This window comes from Janthinobacterium sp. FW305-129 (assembly GCF_020858115.1).
Classification (GTDB): domain Bacteria; phylum Pseudomonadota; class Gammaproteobacteria; order Burkholderiales; family Burkholderiaceae_D; genus Janthinobacterium.
The window spans coordinates 392,454-408,731 of the sequence record NZ_JACYMM010000005.1 but is presented as its reverse complement, the minus strand read 5'-3'; the positions used below and the strand labels follow the sequence as shown (position 1 = coordinate 408,731).

16 protein-coding genes are annotated in these 16,278 nt (G+C 65.5%); all 16 read left to right on the top strand.

The window, feature by feature from the left end:
* Window positions 1–13: 13 nt before the first annotated feature.
* The 16 genes from ybaK to IGS61_RS12845 all read left to right on the top strand — a co-directional run bounded on the left by ybaK (window position 14) and on the right by IGS61_RS12845 (window position 16,260).
* Window positions 14–505 carry a Cys-tRNA(Pro) deacylase gene (ybaK, locus tag IGS61_RS12920; RefSeq protein ID WP_086143850.1) on the top strand — a complete coding sequence of 164 codons (492 nt, stop codon included), beginning with the start codon at window positions 14–16 and terminating at the stop codon, window positions 503–505.
* A 97-nt stretch (window positions 506–602) separates the two neighbouring features.
* Complete coding sequence (gene plsY / locus IGS61_RS12915; protein ID WP_230539942.1) at window positions 603–1,247, top strand: glycerol-3-phosphate 1-O-acyltransferase PlsY; 645 nt, start codon at window positions 603–605, stop codon at window positions 1,245–1,247.
* A 90-nt stretch (window positions 1,248–1,337) separates the two neighbouring features.
* Window positions 1,338–2,009, top strand: a complete 672-nt coding sequence (locus IGS61_RS12910; protein WP_230539941.1) for a DsbA family oxidoreductase — start codon at window positions 1,338–1,340, stop codon at window positions 2,007–2,009.
* Between the two features lie 70 nt (window positions 2,010–2,079).
* Window positions 2,080–2,370, top strand: a complete 291-nt coding sequence (locus IGS61_RS12905; protein WP_230539940.1) for a DUF427 domain-containing protein — start codon at window positions 2,080–2,082, stop codon at window positions 2,368–2,370.
* A gap of 43 nt (window positions 2,371–2,413) precedes the next feature.
* A complete protein-coding gene (locus IGS61_RS12900; RefSeq protein WP_230539939.1) occupies window positions 2,414–3,376 on the top strand; it encodes a DUF2157 domain-containing protein in 963 nt (320 codons plus the stop codon).
* On the top strand, window positions 3,373–5,034 hold the full coding sequence (locus IGS61_RS12895; protein WP_230539938.1) for a GDYXXLXY domain-containing protein: 1,662 nt from the start codon (window positions 3,373–3,375) through the stop codon (window positions 5,032–5,034). Before IGS61_RS12900 ends, IGS61_RS12895 begins: the two co-directional genes overlap by 4 nt.
* Window positions 5,035–5,136: 102 nt before the next feature.
* On the top strand, window positions 5,137–6,369 hold the full coding sequence (locus IGS61_RS12890) for a metal-dependent hydrolase (RefSeq protein WP_230539937.1): 1,233 nt from the start codon (window positions 5,137–5,139) through the stop codon (window positions 6,367–6,369).
* 118 nt (window positions 6,370–6,487) lie between these two features.
* Window positions 6,488–8,239: a cation:proton antiporter domain-containing protein gene (locus IGS61_RS12885; protein WP_230539936.1), complete on the top strand. Its 1,752-nt coding sequence runs from the start codon at window positions 6,488–6,490 to the stop codon at window positions 8,237–8,239.
* A gap of 69 nt (window positions 8,240–8,308) precedes the next feature.
* The gene (locus IGS61_RS12880; protein WP_230539935.1) at window positions 8,309–9,217 is read left to right on the top strand and encodes an ion transporter; all 909 of its coding nucleotides are present in this window, start codon (window positions 8,309–8,311) and stop codon (window positions 9,215–9,217) included.
* 37 nt (window positions 9,218–9,254) lie between these two features.
* Window positions 9,255–10,235 (top strand): 3-oxoacyl-[acyl-carrier-protein] synthase III C-terminal domain-containing protein, encoded by a 981-nt coding sequence (locus IGS61_RS12875; RefSeq protein WP_230539934.1) that lies wholly within the window; start codon window positions 9,255–9,257, stop codon window positions 10,233–10,235.
* 10 nt (window positions 10,236–10,245) lie between these two features.
* The gene (locus IGS61_RS12870) at window positions 10,246–11,283 is read left to right on the top strand and encodes an NAD-dependent epimerase/dehydratase family protein (RefSeq protein WP_230539933.1); all 1,038 of its coding nucleotides are present in this window, start codon (window positions 10,246–10,248) and stop codon (window positions 11,281–11,283) included.
* Window positions 11,276–12,106, top strand: a complete 831-nt coding sequence (locus tag IGS61_RS12865; RefSeq protein WP_230539932.1) for an MBL fold metallo-hydrolase — start codon at window positions 11,276–11,278, stop codon at window positions 12,104–12,106. The genes IGS61_RS12870 and IGS61_RS12865 overlap by 8 nt, the downstream gene beginning before the upstream one ends.
* Window positions 12,103–13,398 carry a F390 synthetase-related protein gene (locus tag IGS61_RS12860; protein WP_230539931.1) on the top strand — a complete coding sequence of 432 codons (1,296 nt, stop codon included), beginning with the start codon at window positions 12,103–12,105 and terminating at the stop codon, window positions 13,396–13,398. Before IGS61_RS12865 ends, IGS61_RS12860 begins: the two co-directional genes overlap by 4 nt.
* Window positions 13,395–14,033: a phosphatase PAP2 family protein gene (locus tag IGS61_RS12855; RefSeq protein WP_230539930.1), complete on the top strand. Its 639-nt coding sequence runs from the start codon at window positions 13,395–13,397 to the stop codon at window positions 14,031–14,033. Before IGS61_RS12860 ends, IGS61_RS12855 begins: the two co-directional genes overlap by 4 nt.
* Window positions 14,030–15,145, top strand: a complete 1,116-nt coding sequence (locus tag IGS61_RS12850; protein ID WP_230539929.1) for a sterol desaturase family protein — start codon at window positions 14,030–14,032, stop codon at window positions 15,143–15,145. The genes IGS61_RS12855 and IGS61_RS12850 overlap by 4 nt, the downstream gene beginning before the upstream one ends.
* Window positions 15,142–16,260, top strand: coding sequence for a fatty acid desaturase family protein (locus IGS61_RS12845; RefSeq protein WP_230539928.1), 1,119 nt, complete (start codon window positions 15,142–15,144; stop codon window positions 16,258–16,260). The genes IGS61_RS12850 and IGS61_RS12845 overlap by 4 nt, the downstream gene beginning before the upstream one ends.
* Window positions 16,261–16,278: the final 18 nt, after the last annotated feature.

Sequence of the window (16,278 nt, the reverse complement as noted above, 5' to 3'; positions counted from 1 at the left end):
CAGCGTATCACGCATGGCTAAAAAAGAGCATATTTCCGAAACCCAGGCGACGCAGCTGCTGCGCAAGCATCAAGTTTCCTTCGAAGAACACCCGTATCCGTATGAAGAACACGGCGGCACCAGCGTCTCGGCGCGCGAGCTGGGGGTGCCGGAACATGCGGTGATCAAGACCCTGGTGATGCAGGACGAGGCGGCCAAGCCGCTGATCGTGCTCATGCATGGCGATTGCAAGGTATCGACCAAGAACCTGGCGCGCGGCATCGGCTGCAAATCCGTCGAGCCGTGCAAGCCCGAAGTGGCGCAGCGCCATTCCGGCTACATGATCGGCGGCACGTCGCCGTTCGGCACGAAGAAGGCCATGCCCGTCTACGTGGAAGCGTCGATCCTGGAATTGCCGCGCATCTACATCAATGGCGGACGGCGCGGTTTCCTCGTCTCGCTGGCGCCGCAGGTCTTGCTCGACTTGCTCAAGGCCAAGCCGGTGCAGTGCGCGCTGCAGGATTAAGAAAACCAGACGCCACCCTGTCCGTAGGCTGGACGCTGGTGTATATTCTGCTGCGCCAGCCCCGATGCTGGTGCAATAAACACAATAAAGGGAAGAAATGAATCCAGTAATCACAACCGTGGCAATGACAGTGGCCGCTTACTTGCTCGGCTCGATATCGTTTGCCGTGGTGATGAGCAAGGTCTACGGCATTGCCGATCCGCGCACCTATGGCTCGAAGAATCCGGGCGCCACCAACGTGCTGCGCAGCGGCAACAAGGGCGCTGCCATCATGACCCTGCTGGGCGATGGCGCCAAGGGCTGGCTGGCCGTGTTCCTGGCCGACCATTTTGCCAGCGCGCTGGGCGTGGGCGACACGGCCGTGGCCCTGGTCGCCATCGCCGTCTTCCTCGGCCATCTGTGGCCCGTGTTTTTCCGCTTTGTCGGCGGCAAGGGCGTGGCCACGGCCCTCGGTGTGTTGCTGGGCATCAATCCCTGGCTGGGCCTGGCGACCCTGGCCACCTGGCTGATCATTGCCTATGCGTTCCGCTATTCCTCGCTGGCAGCCCTGGTGGCGGCCCTGTTCGCCCCGTTTTACTATGGCTTGCTGTTCGGCGTCGACCCCATCTTGCTGGCCGTCATCGTCATGAGCGTGCTGCTGGCCTATCGCCACAGCCAGAATATCGCGAACTTGCTCTCTGGCAAGGAAAGCAAGATCGGCGGCAAGAAGGATGGGGCCAAGGCGCCCGCGAAGAAGAAGTAAGCGCTTGATTTCCCGCGGCCCGCACGCATATGCTGTGCTTGCGGCGCCGCGCGGTGCGGCCGCCACCGACCCGCGCAAAGGCTGCCCACCATGACTGTCTCCACCTCCTCCGCCTCCCCCGTTCCCCTCCGTATCGATTTCGTTTCCGACGTTTCCTGCCCCTGGTGCGTGATCGGCCTGAAATCGCTGGAGCAGGCGCTGGACAAGCTGGACGGCACCGTCCAGGCCGAGATCCACTTCCAGCCCTTCGAGCTGAACGCGAACATGCCGCCCGAAGGCGAGGATATCGGCGAACACATCGCCCGCAAATACGGCTCCACGCCGGAACAGATGGCGCAGTCGCGCGAAGCGATCCGCGCGCGCGGCGAGCAGCTGGGCTTTACGTTTGCCATGGACAAGCGCGGCCGCATCTACAACACGTTTGATGCGCACCGGCTGCTGCACTGGGCCGCTCTGGAGGGGCGCCAGAAGGAACTCAAGATGGCGCTGTTCGATGCCTACTTCACGCAAGGCCAGAATCCGTCCTCGCACGAGGTGCTGCTGAAAGTCGCGGGCGACGTGGGCCTCGATACCGCGAAAGCGGCCGAGGTGCTGGCCTCCGATGCGTATGCGGACGAGGTGCGCGCGCAGGAGCGCTTCTACCAGCAGAACGGCATCAATTCCGTGCCAGCCGTCATCATCAACGAGCGTCACCTGATTTCCGGCGGCCAGCCGCCCGAAGTGTTTGAGCAAGCCTTGCGCCAGATCATCAGCGGCGCTTAAGCCAGGCGCCAACGGCGCGCGCCATGGCGGACTTTTTGCGCTACACTCGGCGCAGAAGGAGGATAGTCAAATGCCAACAGCCAGCTGGAATGGCGCCGTCATCGCGCAAGCCACCGATGCGCAGGTGCAAGTCGTTGAAAACAATGTATATTTTCCTTTGTCGGCGGTGACGCAGGCCTATCTGCGTCCCAGCAGCCACACCAGCATTTGCCCATGGAAGGGCACGGCCAGCTATTACGACCTCGTCGTCGATGGCCAGACGAATGCCAACGCGGCCTGGTTTTACCCCCAGCCCAAGGATGCCGCCAAGCAAATTGCCGGCCACGTCGCCTTCTGGCGCGGCGTCAGCGTCGAGCGCTGACCCGACTCCCCGATTTCCCCACCATTCCCACAGAAAGCAGACGATGGATCTACGCCTCGCCGTGTATCAGCTCGCCTCGACCCATGCGCTCGATGCCCAACAAACCCGGCAGTTGCAGGAAGTGGCCGGCTTCCAGCGCGAACCGGCGCGCCTGGCCTACTGGCTGCCGCGCGGCGTGGCCGTGCTGGGCGCCGCGCTGCTGGGCATGGGTCTGATTTTCTGGGTCGCCGCCAACTGGGAAGACCTGGGCCGCGTGGGCCGCTTTGCCCTGCTGCAAGGCATGCTGGCCGCCGCCTGCGTGGGTGCGTTTGCCGTGCCCAAGGCGAGAGTCCCCTTGCTGCTGCTGGCCTTGCTGACCATCGGCGGCCTGTTCGCATATTTCGGCCAGACCTACCAGACGGGCGCCGATCCCTGGCAATTGTTCGCCCTGTGGGCCGTGCTGGCCTTGCCCCTGTGTTTAGTCGCGCGCAGCGACGTGCTGTGGACGCCATGGATGCTGATCTTTTCGACGGCCGTCCCCCTGTGGATGCAGGCGCATGCGCACCACAGCTGGCGCATCGATTCAAGCGATCTGTCCATCTTCGTCGGCGGCTGGCTGGCCGTGCTGGCCGCGTGTGCGTTCGTGTCGCCTTTGCTGGCGCGCTGGACGGGAGCGGGCAGCTGGTCCTTGCGCCTGGGCCTGGTGCTGGCCACCATCCTCATCACGGGCACGGCTGTCAGCGCCCTGTTCGGCAGCGAGGTCGGGTCGCCGTACTGGGCGGGGCTGGTCTTGCTGGCTGTCGCCGCTACGGTGCTGGCCACGAGTCAGTTCTTTGACGTGTTCGGCCTGAGCGCCGTGGCGCTGGGCCTGAATACCCTGCTGGTGGGGGGCTTGATGTATTTGCTGTTCAACGGTGGCGGCGGCAGTGAGGTGGGCAAGCTGATCATGCTGGGATTGGTCGCCGCCGTGCTGCTGGCGCTGACCGTGCAAGGCATTTTGTGGCGTACGCGCCAGGAGGCGGCATGAGCAATATCAATAGCCAACGAGCCGATGCGCTCGCCACCCTGATCGACGACGCCACGCGCGCCGGCCTGCTGCCGCCCGACGCCGCCCGTCCCGTGCAGGATGTCCGGCCGTGGCCGCTGGTGCTGATGACTGCCTTCGGCGCCTGGCTGGCCGCCATTCCCCTGATGATTGCGCTGGGCGTGGGCCTGGAAAGCGTCGTGCGCCACGGCCCCGGCGCGTATGTCGTGGCCGCCATCGTGCTGGTGGCGGCCGTGCTGCTGATCCGCACGCGCGGCGTGGCGCTGTTTCTCGAACAGCTGGCCGTGCCCTGCCTGCTGGTGGGCGGCGGTTTGCTCGGCTACGCCTTGTACCGCGACTATTCCACGCAGACGGCGTCGCTGCTGCTGTGCCTGGCAACCCTGGTGGTGGCTGCCGCCTTGCCGCGCGACTGGCTGCGCGTGCTGCTGGGGCTGGTCGCCTGCGGCTTGCTGGGGCTGGGCATCATCGACAGCACGCGCGACTGGATTTTCGACAACGATCCGACGCAACTGTATCTGGCCTGGATGCTGGCCCTGGCTTGCTGGCTTGGCGTCCACTGGCTGCAAAAGCAGGCCTTCAACGATGGCCGCGGCGCACCCGTCGCCGCCTTCCTGGAATCGCTGTCGACGGGGTGGGTCCTGGCCATCTTGCTGGGGCTGGTCTTCTGGTCCGGCATGACCTTCATGCTGGGCGGTGCCCTGGGCGGCGGCTTCACGGGCGACGTGGCGCGCGAAGTGGCCCGGCACCAGGCCGGCGCCTGGTATGCGCAAGCATTGAATGGCGTCTCGCTCGTGCTGGCCACGGCGGGGGCTGCCTGGACGGGATGGCGCTGGCCGGCGCTGCGCCAGCTGCCTGCCATCGGCGTGGCGCTGGTGCTGGTCGTGCTGGCGTGGTTCATGCCGGCGCTGGGGCCCGTGCTGCTGATCCTCGCGTATTGCGTGACGAGCGGGCGCTCGCGCGTGGCCGTGGCGGCCGCGCTGGCGGCGGCGTGGATCATCGGCAGCTTTTATTACCAGCTGGCCTGGCCGCTGGCCAGCAAGGCGGCGCTGCTGGCCGTGGCCGGCGCGCTGCTGTGCGCCCTGTCGTGGCTGGCCATGCGCGGCGCCGTGCTGCACCTGGTGGAAAGCAAACCGGCGGGCGTGGTTGCGCAAGGCCGCCATGTCCGCCTGGGCGTGCTGGGAGGCTTGCTGCTGGTGTTGCTGGTCGCCAATGGCAGCATTTGGCAAAAAGAGCAGCTGATCGCCAAGGGGCAAGCGATCTTCGTGGCGCTGGAACCCGTCGATCCCCGCTCGCTGATGCAGGGCGACTACATGCGCCTCAATTTCGTCAACCTGGGCGTCCTGTCCACTTTGGCCAGCGTGGAGCGGGCGCCAGGCCGGCCCCTCGTCGTGGCCAGGCGCGACGCACGGGGCGTGGCGGAACTGCTGCGCCCGTACACCAAGGAGGCGCTGGCGCCCGGCGAATTCCTGCTCGAGCTGACGCCGAAGGATGGCAACTGGGTGCTGGTCAGCGATGCCTGGTTCTTCAAGGAAGGCGAGGCGGCGCGCTGGGAAAAGGCCCGCTATGGCGAGTTCCGCGTGCTGCCCGATGGCCGCGCCTTGCTGGTGGGCATGCGTGGGGAAGATTTACAGGCGCTGTAGCCGCTTGATTGAACAAACCCAATGGCAGAATCCGGGGTCGTACCCTCAGGGTACGACCCCAGCCTTTGCTCTTGGGGTGGCCGTATCCTGTAAAATTGCCCGATGGATAATATTACGCATTCGGTCATCGGCCTCGGGGTCGGCGAACTGGTACACCGCAGCCTGCCGCCCGAGCCGCAAGCCCCCGCCCAGCGCACCCGGCGTGCGCTGTTTCTGTTTACGGCCTGGTTCGCCAGCAACGCGCCCGACCTGGACCTGGTGCTGACCAGGCTGCTGCCGCGCCCCTTCGGCTACATGCTGCACCACCGGGGCCACACGCATACCTTGCTGCTGGCCTTGCCGCAGGCGCTGCTGTTGCTGGCCCTGCTGTGGCTGCTGTGGCCCGGCGCCCGGCGCTTGCTGAAGGAAAGCGTGCCCGCCCGCATCGGCCTGGCGGCTTGTCTGCTGCTGGGATTCTGCTTGCACATGGGCATGGATTTCCTCAATTCCTATGGCTTGCACCCGTTTTATCCGTTCAACAGCCGCTGGCTGTATGGCGATATGGTCTTCATCGTCGAGCCCATGTTCTGGGTGCTGCTGGGCGTGCCCGTGATCATGTCTTTGCGCTACGGCATCGTTAAAAGCGTGCTGCTGGCGGGATTGGCGGCGGCCCTGTGCTTCTTCACCTATAAAACCTATCTGGCGCCCGCCTCGCTGGCCGTCTTGCTGGGGCTGGGCGTGGTGCTGGCCGTGCTGCAAGGGCGGGCCGGCGAGCGGGGGCGCGGACCGCTGCTGCTGGCCTTTGCGCTGGCGGCCACGTTCATCGGCACGCAGGGCGTGGCGTCGGCCCTCGGCCGCAGCCGCATCGAGGCGGCCGTGCAGCGGCTGGACCCGGGCACGCGCGTGTGGGACGTGGCGATGACGGCGTTTCCCAGCAACCCGCTGTGCTGGATTTACGTTTCGCTCGACAGCAAGACGGACGTGTACACTCTGCGGCGCGGCACCCTGAGCCTGTTGCCTGGGGCGCTGGCGCCCGCCGCCTGCCCGGCCGGCCTGGCGGAAACGGGCAAGCGGGGCCAGCAACTGGCGCCCGGCATCGCCGTCTCCGCTCAGGCGGCCGGCAGCCTGGCCGCTTTGCGTGCCTTGCAGGAAGACAATTGCTATGTGGACGCCTGGTTCCGTTTTGCCCGCATGCCCAGATTGAATGCGGACAAGCTGACGGACGTGCGCTTCAATCCCGGCATGCTGCCCAATTTCACGACCGTGGAACTGCAGCAGTTCCGCAGCCGCCCGTGTCCCGCCTACGTGCCGGGCTGGGACCGCCCCCGCGCGGACATGCTGGCGCCGCCGAAATAGGGTGCCGGGAGCGAATATATTGCCTTGTGGCAAAAATATCGGGTGTGCACTGACTTCGCTGCGGCAGTGCATGCGACAATTATCAATTCGACATAGATGTCATTAAGTTAGGATTATCTTGGAAGAGCAACACGCCTTACCGTATTTGCGGGAAACTTTGCTGTTTCTCGCCCTGGCCGGGATTTTTATTCCGCTATTGCAACGCCTGAAGGTCAACCAGGTGCTTGGTTTTCTGGCCGTCGGCTGCCTGTTCGGTCCGTTCGGCTTCGGCCTGTGGGCGGGCGACTTTACGTGGCTGACGTATTTCTCGTTCGTGCGCGCCGAGCAGGTCAGCGGCCTGGCCGAGCTGGGCGTGATGTTTTTGATGTTCATGATCGGCCTGGAATTGTCGACGGAACGGCTGTGGGCGCTGCGGCGCTGGGTATTCGGCGCGGGCGTGGGGCAAGTGGCCGTCAGTGCCTGCCTGATCGGCGGCGTCGCGTATTACTTCGGCCTGTCGCTGGAAGCGTCCATCGTGCTGGGCCTGGTGCTGTCGCTGTCGTCCACGGCCGTGGTGATGCAGCTGCTGACCGATCAGCGCTCGCTGCAGACGCCGGCCGGCCAGGCGGGCTTTTCCATCCTGATGTTCCAGGATCTGATGGTGGTGCCGCTGTTTATCCTGATCGACGTGTTCGCCAGCGGGCGCAGCGATGACCTGGCCTACCTGCTCAGCTTTGCGGCCGTGAAATCGGCGGGCGCCATCCTGCTGATCTATCTGCTGGGGCGCCGCGTGATTCGTCCCCTGTTCCAGTTTTTCGTCAAGAAACGCCAGCCCGACGTGTTCATGGCCTTGACCCTGCTCAGCACCCTGGGCATCGCGGGTTTGACCTACCTGGCGGGCCTGTCGATGGCGCTGGGCGCCTTGCTGGCGGGCTTGCTGCTGGCGGAAACGGAATTCCGCCATGAAGTGGAAGTGACGATCGAGCCCTTCAAAGGTTTGCTGATGGGCTTGTTCTTCATGTCGGTGGGCATGCAGATCGACGTGCGCGAAATCCTCAAGTCGCCGATTCTGATCCCGCTGGCCGTGCTGAGCCTGTTTGCGGTAAAAACCCTGGTCATCAGCGTGATTTTCCGCCTCGGCGGCTTTCACTGGGGGCGCGCCGTGGAAACGGGCGTGCTGCTGGGGCAGGGCGGCGAATTCGCCTTCATCGTCGTCGCATATGCGCTGGGCACGAAGCTGATCGGCCCGCAGGTGGCGCAGTTCGTCATGCTGGTGGTGGGCCTGAGCCTGTTTGCCACGCCGGCGCTGGCCAAGGCGGCGCGCGCCTTCGGCAACTGGTGGGAAAAGCGCCACCACCATCAGCTGGCCGACCTGGCGCACGGCGCGCCGCCGCCGCAGGGCAGCACCGTCATCATCGCCGGTTTCGGCCGGGTGGGGCAGTTGCTGGCCAAGGTGCTGACGGAGCAGGACATCGCGTATGTGGCGATTGAAAACGATGCCCGGCTGGTGACGACCCTGCATCCGCGCGGCTTTCCCGTGTATTTCGGCGATGCGTCGCGCGCGGAATTGTTGCAAAAGGTCAATGCGGACCGGGCCGCGGCCGTGGTGCTGACGATGGACCATGCGGCGTCCGTGCTGCACGCCGTGAAATCGATCCGCCGCGAATATCCGCTGCTGCCCGTGTATGCGCGGGCCCGCGACGAGGCGCATGCGGTGGCCCTGATACAGGCGGGCGCCACCCTCGTCGTGCCCGAGGCGCTGGAATCGGCGCTGCAGCTGACGGCTACCGTGCTGCACACGGTGGGCCTGTCGGAAGCGCGCACGACGGACATCGTGCAGGCCGAGCGCGACCGGCGCAATGCCGTGCTGCTGGCGAAGAAGCTGTCGTAACGCAACAGTGCGTGTGGCCGTGCTTTGTAAATTATCTATACAATAATAGTATATGAGCACATTACCCACATGAAAGCCGCGACGAAGAGCGGGGCGGCCCCGTTGACGCCGCAGCAAATTGCCGCGCAGGAAACGCAACAGAAATATGGCAAGCCCGAGCGGGGCTGGCGCGAGCAGGTGTACACCGTCATTTTCGAGGCGGAAACGCGCACGGGCCGCGCCTTCGACCTGCTGCTGATCGCCGCCATCCTGATCAGCGTGACGGTGGTCGTGCTCAGCAGTGTCGCCTCCGTGGCCGAGCGCTATGGCAGCTGGCTGACGGCGCTCGAATGGTTTTTCACCATTTTATTTACCATCGAATATTTCGCCCGCCTGGCGTGCCTGCAGCATCCGGTGCGCTACGCCAAGAGTTTTTTCGGCATCATCGACTTGCTGGCCATCGTGCCGACCTACATCGGCTTGCTGCTGCCGGGCGCGCACGTGCTGATCGACGTGCGGATTTTGCGCCTGCTGCGCATGTTCCGTATCCTCAAGCTCACGTCGTATGTGCATGAATACACGGTGCTGGGGCGGGCCTTGCTGGCCAGCCGGCGCAAGATCCTCATTTTCTTGTCTTTTGTCATGATGGTGGTCTTTCTGTTGGGTACTGTGATGTATGTCGTGGAAGGGCCGGAAAACGGTTACAGCAGTATCCCCACGTCGATTTACTGGGCCATCAGCACCATGACCACGGTCGGTTTCGGCGATATCACGCCGAAGACGGACATCGGGCGCACCATCGCTTCGCTGATGATGCTGCTCGGCTGGGGCATCCTGGCAGTGCCTACCGGCATTATCAGCGCCGAAATGACGGTACAGCGCAGTTCCAAGCTGGTCACCACGCGTACCTGTCCCACGTGCCTGAAAGAAGGGCTCGATGACGATGCCAATTTCTGCAAGAACTGCGGTGTCGCATTGCCGCCGCTGGCACGCGATTAACTCATAACCATATTTACTTTACTTTGTTAAGGCCAACATGATTCCAGTTCGCCTGATCGCGACGGGCAAGGCCGTGCCGTCGCTGAGCGTGACGTCCGCCAGCCTGGACCTGACTTTGGGCCACCCGGCCGGCTATACCCTGCGCAAAAGCGGCGTGCTGTCGCGCTTTGTCGCCGCGCCCGATGAATCGCAAAGCCAGCTGGGCGCCGCCGCCCTGCTCGACGCGCTGAAGAACGCCAGCCTGCGTCCGGCCGACATCGATTTGCTGATCTGCGCCAACGGCGTGCCCGAGCAAGCGTTGCCGAACACGGCCTGCTTCGTGGCCGAACACGCGGGATTGCCGCCAGGCACGCAAAGCTTCGACGTCAACGCCAGCTGCCTCAGCTTCATGGCCGCCTTCCGCGTGGCCGCCTCGATGCTGGCCGGCGGCGCCTACCGGCGCATCGCCATCGTCTCGTCCGACCTCGCCTCGCGCGGGGTCGACTGGAGCGAGCCGGAAGCGTCGATGATCTTCGGCGACGGCGCCGCCGCCGTCATCGTCGAGCGGGGCGACGGCAGCGCCGGCATCCGCGCCTACAAGATGGGCACGTATCCGGAAGGGCGGCGCTACTGCGAAATCCGCGGTGGCGGCACCGAGCGCAACCCGCGCAACGGCTGCGAGCCGGGCGATTACCTGTTCCGCATGGATGGCAAGGCCGTGTTCCGCCTGGCCGTCAAGGTGATGCCGGATTTCCTCGCGGAACTAATGGCCGAATCGGGCGCGGGACTGCAAAAAGTCGACGTGGTCGTGCCGCACCAGGCCAGCCCGCTGGGGCTCGCGCATGCGGCGCGCATCCTTGACGTTCCCGATGCTAAAATCATCAAGATCTTTGAAACGCATGGCAACCAGGTGGCCGCGTCCCTGCCCACCGCCCTGCACGAGGCGGTGATGACGGGGCGGGCCGTGGCAGGCCAGCGTTTGCTGATGATGGGCACGGCTGCGGGCCTGACCATCGGCGGCATGATTCTTGACCTGTGAAGGTGGTGCGATGAGGCGGATACTGGTCACGGGAGCGACGGGCGGCTTGGGGCGCAATGCCGTGCGCACCTTGCTGGCGCAGGGCGTGGAAGTGCGCGCCACGGGCCGCAACGCCGCCGTGGGCCGCGAACTGGAACGCATGGGCGCGCAATTCGTCGCGCTTGACCTGGCGCAAGCCACCCCGCGCCAGGTCGATGAGCTGGTGCGCGGCATGGACACCGTCTGGCACTGCGCCGCGCTGTCCTCGCCGTGGGGCGCGGAGCGCGACTTCATCGCCGCCAACGTCACGGCCACGGGCCAGCTGCTGCGCGCGGCCGCCAGCCTGCACGTGGCGCGCTTCGTGCACATCTCCACCCCGGCCATCTATTTCGACTACCGCAACCGCTACGAGGTGCCGGAAACCTTCCGCCCCGACGCCTTCGTCAACGCGTACGCGCGTTCCAAGGCGATGGCGGAAAGGCTGGTGCAGGATTGCGTCGACCGCCACCGCGGCATGACGTGCGTGATCCTGCGCCCGCGCGCCATCTTCGGCCCGTACGACCAGGTCTTGATTCCGCGCCTGGCGCGCGTGCTGCAGCAGCGCGGCGGCAAGCTGCCCCTGCCCAACGGCGGCGCGGCCACCATCGACGTCACCTATGTCGACAATGTCGTGCATGCGATGTGGCTGGCCACCGTGCACAAGACCATCGCTTCCGGCGCCGCCTTCAACATCACGAATGGCGAACCGGCGCGCCTGTGCGACATCTTGCGCACTTTGTTCTGCGAGCACCTGCAGCAGCCGTTCGAGATCGTCAGCGTGCCTTACCGCGTGCTGGCGGTGGTGGCGCGCCTGATGCAGTTCGCCTCGCGCTTTACGCGGCGCGAACCGTCGCTCACGCCCTACAGCATCGGCGCGCTCAGTTTCGACATGACGCTCGACGGCGCCAAGGCGCGCAAGGTGCTCGGCTATCGTCCCATCGTCAGCCTGCAGGACGGCATCGCCCGCACGGCGCAATGGATGCGCCAGGAAGCGGCGGCGCACAAGGTGGGCAAGGAGCGCAATGGCTAGCATCACCGCGTTTCGCGTCGGCCACTGCACCCATCCGTCCTGCATGGTCCTGAAAGGCAGCGGGCTGGCCAGCCGCTGCTTCCCCTCGCGCGCCTACCTGATCGAAACGCGCGCGGGCCTGTACCTGTGGGACACGGGGTATGCCGAACACTTCCGCGCCGCCACGTCGAAAGGCGTGTACCGCATGTACGCGTGGGTCACGCCCATCTCGTTCGACGAGAATGAGTCGCTGCACGGCCAGCTGCGCGCGCATGGCGTATCGCCTGGCGACATCCACACCTTGCTGCTGTCGCACTTCCACGCCGACCATATCGCCGGCCTGCGCGACTTTCCCGGCGCGCGGCTGATGGCCTCCAAAACGGGCTGGGACGCCGTGCGCGGTTTGTCCGGCGTGGCCGCCGTGCGCCAGGCCTTCGTGCCCGAGCTGCTGCCGAACGATATTGCCGACCGCCTCGATTTCGTCGAAAGCGTGCCCGAGACGGCCTTGCCGGCGGCCCTGCTGCCGTTTACGCACGGGCGCGACGTCAGCGGCACGGGCGAAATCTACATCGTCGACCTGCCCGGCCACGCCATCGGCCATCTGGGCGCCTTCGTGCTGCAGGACGGCGGCTGGACCCTGCTGGCGTCGGACGCGGCCTGGGTGCCGGAGAGTTTTCAGCAGCTGCGCGGGCCGTCCGAATTGTCGTTCCTCATCCAGCACAAGCGCGCGCCGTACTACGCCACCCTGAACCGGCTGCACCAGCTGCACCGGTCGGGCAATGCGCAGATCCGCATCACGCATGAAGATACCAACGATTATTTGCCCGTGGCGGGCCGCCCGTGAAGCGTATTGTCTGGCTGTTGCTGTCGTACTGGCGCACGCGCCGCCTGCGCTTTGCCGGCCGCGCGCAGCTCGACGCCTACCAGCGCAAACAGCTGTCACGCTTCATCGATGTGCTGTGCGCGCGCAGCAGCTACTTTGCGCCGTTCCGCGATCGGCCCCTGGCGCAGTGGCCGACCATGAACAAGGCGCTGATGCTCGAGCATTTCGACGCCATGAACACCGAAGGGGTGACTTTGGCGCAGGCGATGGACGCGGCCATGGCGGCCGAACATAGCCGCGACTTCACGCCCGCCGTGGGCGACATCACCGTGGGCCTGTCGTCGGGCACCTCGTCGCGGCGCGCCGTATTTACCGTCAGCCCCCGCGAAAAGGCCCAATGGGCGGGCGTGATGCTGGCCAAGGCGCTGCCCGACGGCCTGTTTTCCGGCGAAAAGGTGGCGCTGTTCCTGCGCGCGAACAGCAATCTGTACACGGCCGTGCGTTCGCCTTGGCTCACGTTTGCCTTCTACGACCTGTTCGCACCGTTCGACAGCCTGTGCGCGCAGCTTGCGCAATATCAACCCACCGTCATCGTCGCGCCGGCCCAGGTGCTGCGCCAGCTGGCGCTGCGCGTCATCGACGGCAGCCTGGAGCTGGCGCCGAAAAAAGTCATCTCGGTGGCCGAAGTGCTCGAAGCGCAGGACCGCGCCCTGATCGCGCACGCGTTCGGCGCCGTGCATGAAATCTACCAGGCCACGGAAGGTTTCCTTGCCAGCAGCTGCGAACACGGCGTGCTGCATTTGAACGAAGAATATGTGCACGTCGAGCCGCAATGGCTTGATGCGGAACAAAGGCGCTTCGTGCCCATGATTACCGACTTTACGCGCATGACGCAGCCCATCGTGCGCTACCGCCTGGACGACATCCTGATCGCGCGCGCCACGCCATGCCCGTGCGGCCGCGCCACGCGCGCCATCGACGGCATCGAAGGGCGCTGTGACGACATGCTGCTGCTTCCCTCTGCACGCGGCGGCGCCCCCGTCGCCGTGTTTGCCGACGTGCTGACGCGCGCGTTCGCGCAAGCCTTGCCGGCCGACGCCGACTACCGCCTGCTGCAATCGGGCGACGCTGCCCTGCAGCTGCACGCGGCCCTCGACGACGCGGGCCTGGCCGCCTTGCGCGAACACTTGGCAACGGTGCTGCGCGGCCTGGGCGTGGCCATCGACGCCCTGGCCTGGACGACGGGCAGCGAACTGCCTCCCTTTGACCCCACCATGAAACGGCGCCGCATCCGGCGCCTTGCGACCGCATGAACCCTTCTTCCATGACCGTGCGCGGCCGCCTGCTGCATTTACTGGCCGGCTGGGGCAGCGTCGGCCTCGTGTATTTTTCCAGCGATGTGCTGCAAGGGCAGGGGGTACTCCTGCCGGAAACGGCCATCGACCGCGCCATTCCCTACACGGATGCCGCCATCTGGCTGTACCTGTCGTTCTTTATCCTGATCCCCTACGCCTACCTGGCGGCCGATGCGGCCCGCGTACGCTGGCTGGCGCGCGCCATGGCGCTTTCCGCGCTGGCCTGCGGCGTGGTCTTCCTGCTGTATCCGACCACGCTCGCATATCCGCCCGTGGGCGACGGTGCCGCCTGGAGCACGCAGGCGCTGCGCCTGCTGCAGGCGGCGGATTCCGCGCAAAACTGCCTGCCCTCGCTGCATGGCGCCCTGACCTTGCTGTGCGTGTGGGCCCTGTGCGACAAACGCCATCTGCTGCGTTCCGCGCTGGCGCTGGTGCTGGGCGTGGCCATCTGCTACGCCATCATCGCGCTGCGCCGGCACGTGAGCATCGACCTGGCCGCGGGCCTGGCCGTGGGCGTGGCGGGCGGCATGTTGGCGAAAATGCAGGTATTCTGGACAGCTCGCCGCGCCATTGCCACTGAAACCGCATCATGATGAATCCCTTTGCCCTCTCTTTCCTTGTCATGCTGGCCTTTGTGCTGGCCGAACTGCTGATCCTCAAATGGGTACGCAAGACGCCCGTGCCGTGGAAGGACGTCATCTTCAACCTCAATTCCGGCCATATCCTGATGTGGGTGTTCCGCGGCGTGGAAGTGGCGGCGTTCGCCCTGCTGCTGCGCCATGTGAACCTGCACATCGTCGACCGGTGGCCCGTGGCGGCGCAGTGGGTGTTCGCCTTTTTTGCCTGGGACCTGTGCTTTTACTGGATGCACCGGCTGCACCACAAGATTCCGCTGCTGTGGGCCGTGCACGTGGTGCACCACCAGGGCGAGCATTTCAACCTGTCGCTGGGCGTGCGCAATTCCTGGTATTCGTCGCTGACGAATTTCCCGTTCATCGCCATCCTGGCCGTGCTGGGCGTGCCGCTGGAAATCTTCCTCGTCGTCTCGTCGCTGCATTACACGGTGCAGTTGTATAACCACAATGCGCTGGTGAACAAGTCCGGCATTCTGGATAGCTTCATGGTCACGCCCTCGCACCACCGCGTCCATCATGGCACGGATAAACGCTACATCAACCGCAATTTCGGCGGCACCTTGTTGATCTGGGACAAACTCTTCGGCAGCTTCCAGCCGGAACTCGAGGGCGTGGAAATGCGCTATGGCGTGAAGGGCATGACACAAACCCACAATCCGCTCCTGGCCAGCAACGGCAAGTTGTTCAAGTGGCTGCGCGCGCGCTTTCCCCACTGGCAGTCGCGCGGCACTTTCGAGGTACCCGAACTGTTCATCGGCATCGGCGGCGTGATTTTGTTTGGCCTCGTGATCTACTACGTCAACCACGAAGCGGCGCTGGCCGGCGCGCAGCAAGCGATCCTGTTCGCGCTGATCTTTGGCGGCACGCTGGCGCTGGGCGGCTTGTCGGACGCGCGGCGCTGGGGCGCCATCGCCTGGGTCGCCATCGCGCTGGCCATGCCTGCCCTGTATCTGGGCTGGTATGGCCCGCGCGATGCGTGGGGCATGGTGTTCCTGGCCGCGCTGCTGGCGCATGGCCTCGACGGCGCGCGCCGCCTGTGGTGGCCGGCTACGGCGGGGACGCGCGCGTGACGCCGCCGGTACCTTCCCTGCCGCCGCTGCGCTTCCAGCCCGCCCGCGATTCCGCCTTCCGCCGCGAACTGCGCGCACGCGCCGACGCCTACCTTGCCAGCGAGGGCAGGCACCGCTTTGCCGACCTGCGCATGCATGCGAAAGGCGTCTTCCTGGCAGCGCTGACGGCGGGGCTGTATGCGCTGGCGCTGCACGCCGACAGCACCTGGCCGTTTGTCGCCAGCTATGTCGCCTGCCTGATGGCGGCCATGGCGCTGGCCATGAATACCCTGCACGACGCGGCCCACAGCGCCGTCTTCCGCCAGGGACGCCTGAATCGCATCCTGATCCGCCTGGTGGGCTTGCCCGTGGGCGTGGACACGGATTTCTGGACCATCCGCCACGTGCATTTCCATCACACGTATGCGAACGTGGAAGGCTATGACCTCGACACGGAACCGAACCCCTTCCTGCGCCAGACGCCGTTCCAACGCTGGGCGCCCCAGTACCGCTATCAATACCTGTACTGGCCCGTAGTGGCTGCCCTGTCGCTGCCGTATTTGAACTGGTATGGCGACTGGCTGGACCGCTTTGGCAAGACGCCCGTGGCCGCGCACAGCCGCCTGCAGGGCTGGCGCGGCTGGATGTCCTTCCTGGGCTGGAAGCTGGGCCACGTGGCGCTGGTGCTGGCGCTGCCCATGTGGGTGCTGCAGCAGCACGGCATCGGCTGGGGCGTGGTGCTGGGCGCGTATTTCCTGGGCCAGATGCTCGCCTCGTGCGTGCTGGTGGCGCTGATCCTCGGCACGCACTGGGCCGAAGTGGAATTCTTTCAGCCGGGAGAGGACGGCACCCTGCCGCACGACTGGTACCAGCACACGTTTTACACGGCCTGCGACTGGACGCCGAAACCGCGCGCGCTGCGCTGGCTCAGCTACTGGCTCGGCGGCCTGAATCTGCACCTGACACACCATTTGTTCCCCACCTGGAGCCACCGCCACTATCCGGCGCTGGCGCGCATCCTGGCCGAACTGGCGCCGCGCCACGGCCTCGTGTACCGCGAACTCGGTTACGGCCAGTTGCACGCCTCGCAGCAAGCCTTCCTGCGCGCCATGGGCCAGCCACCGGCACAGTCCTGACGAATTGCGCTTGACTGG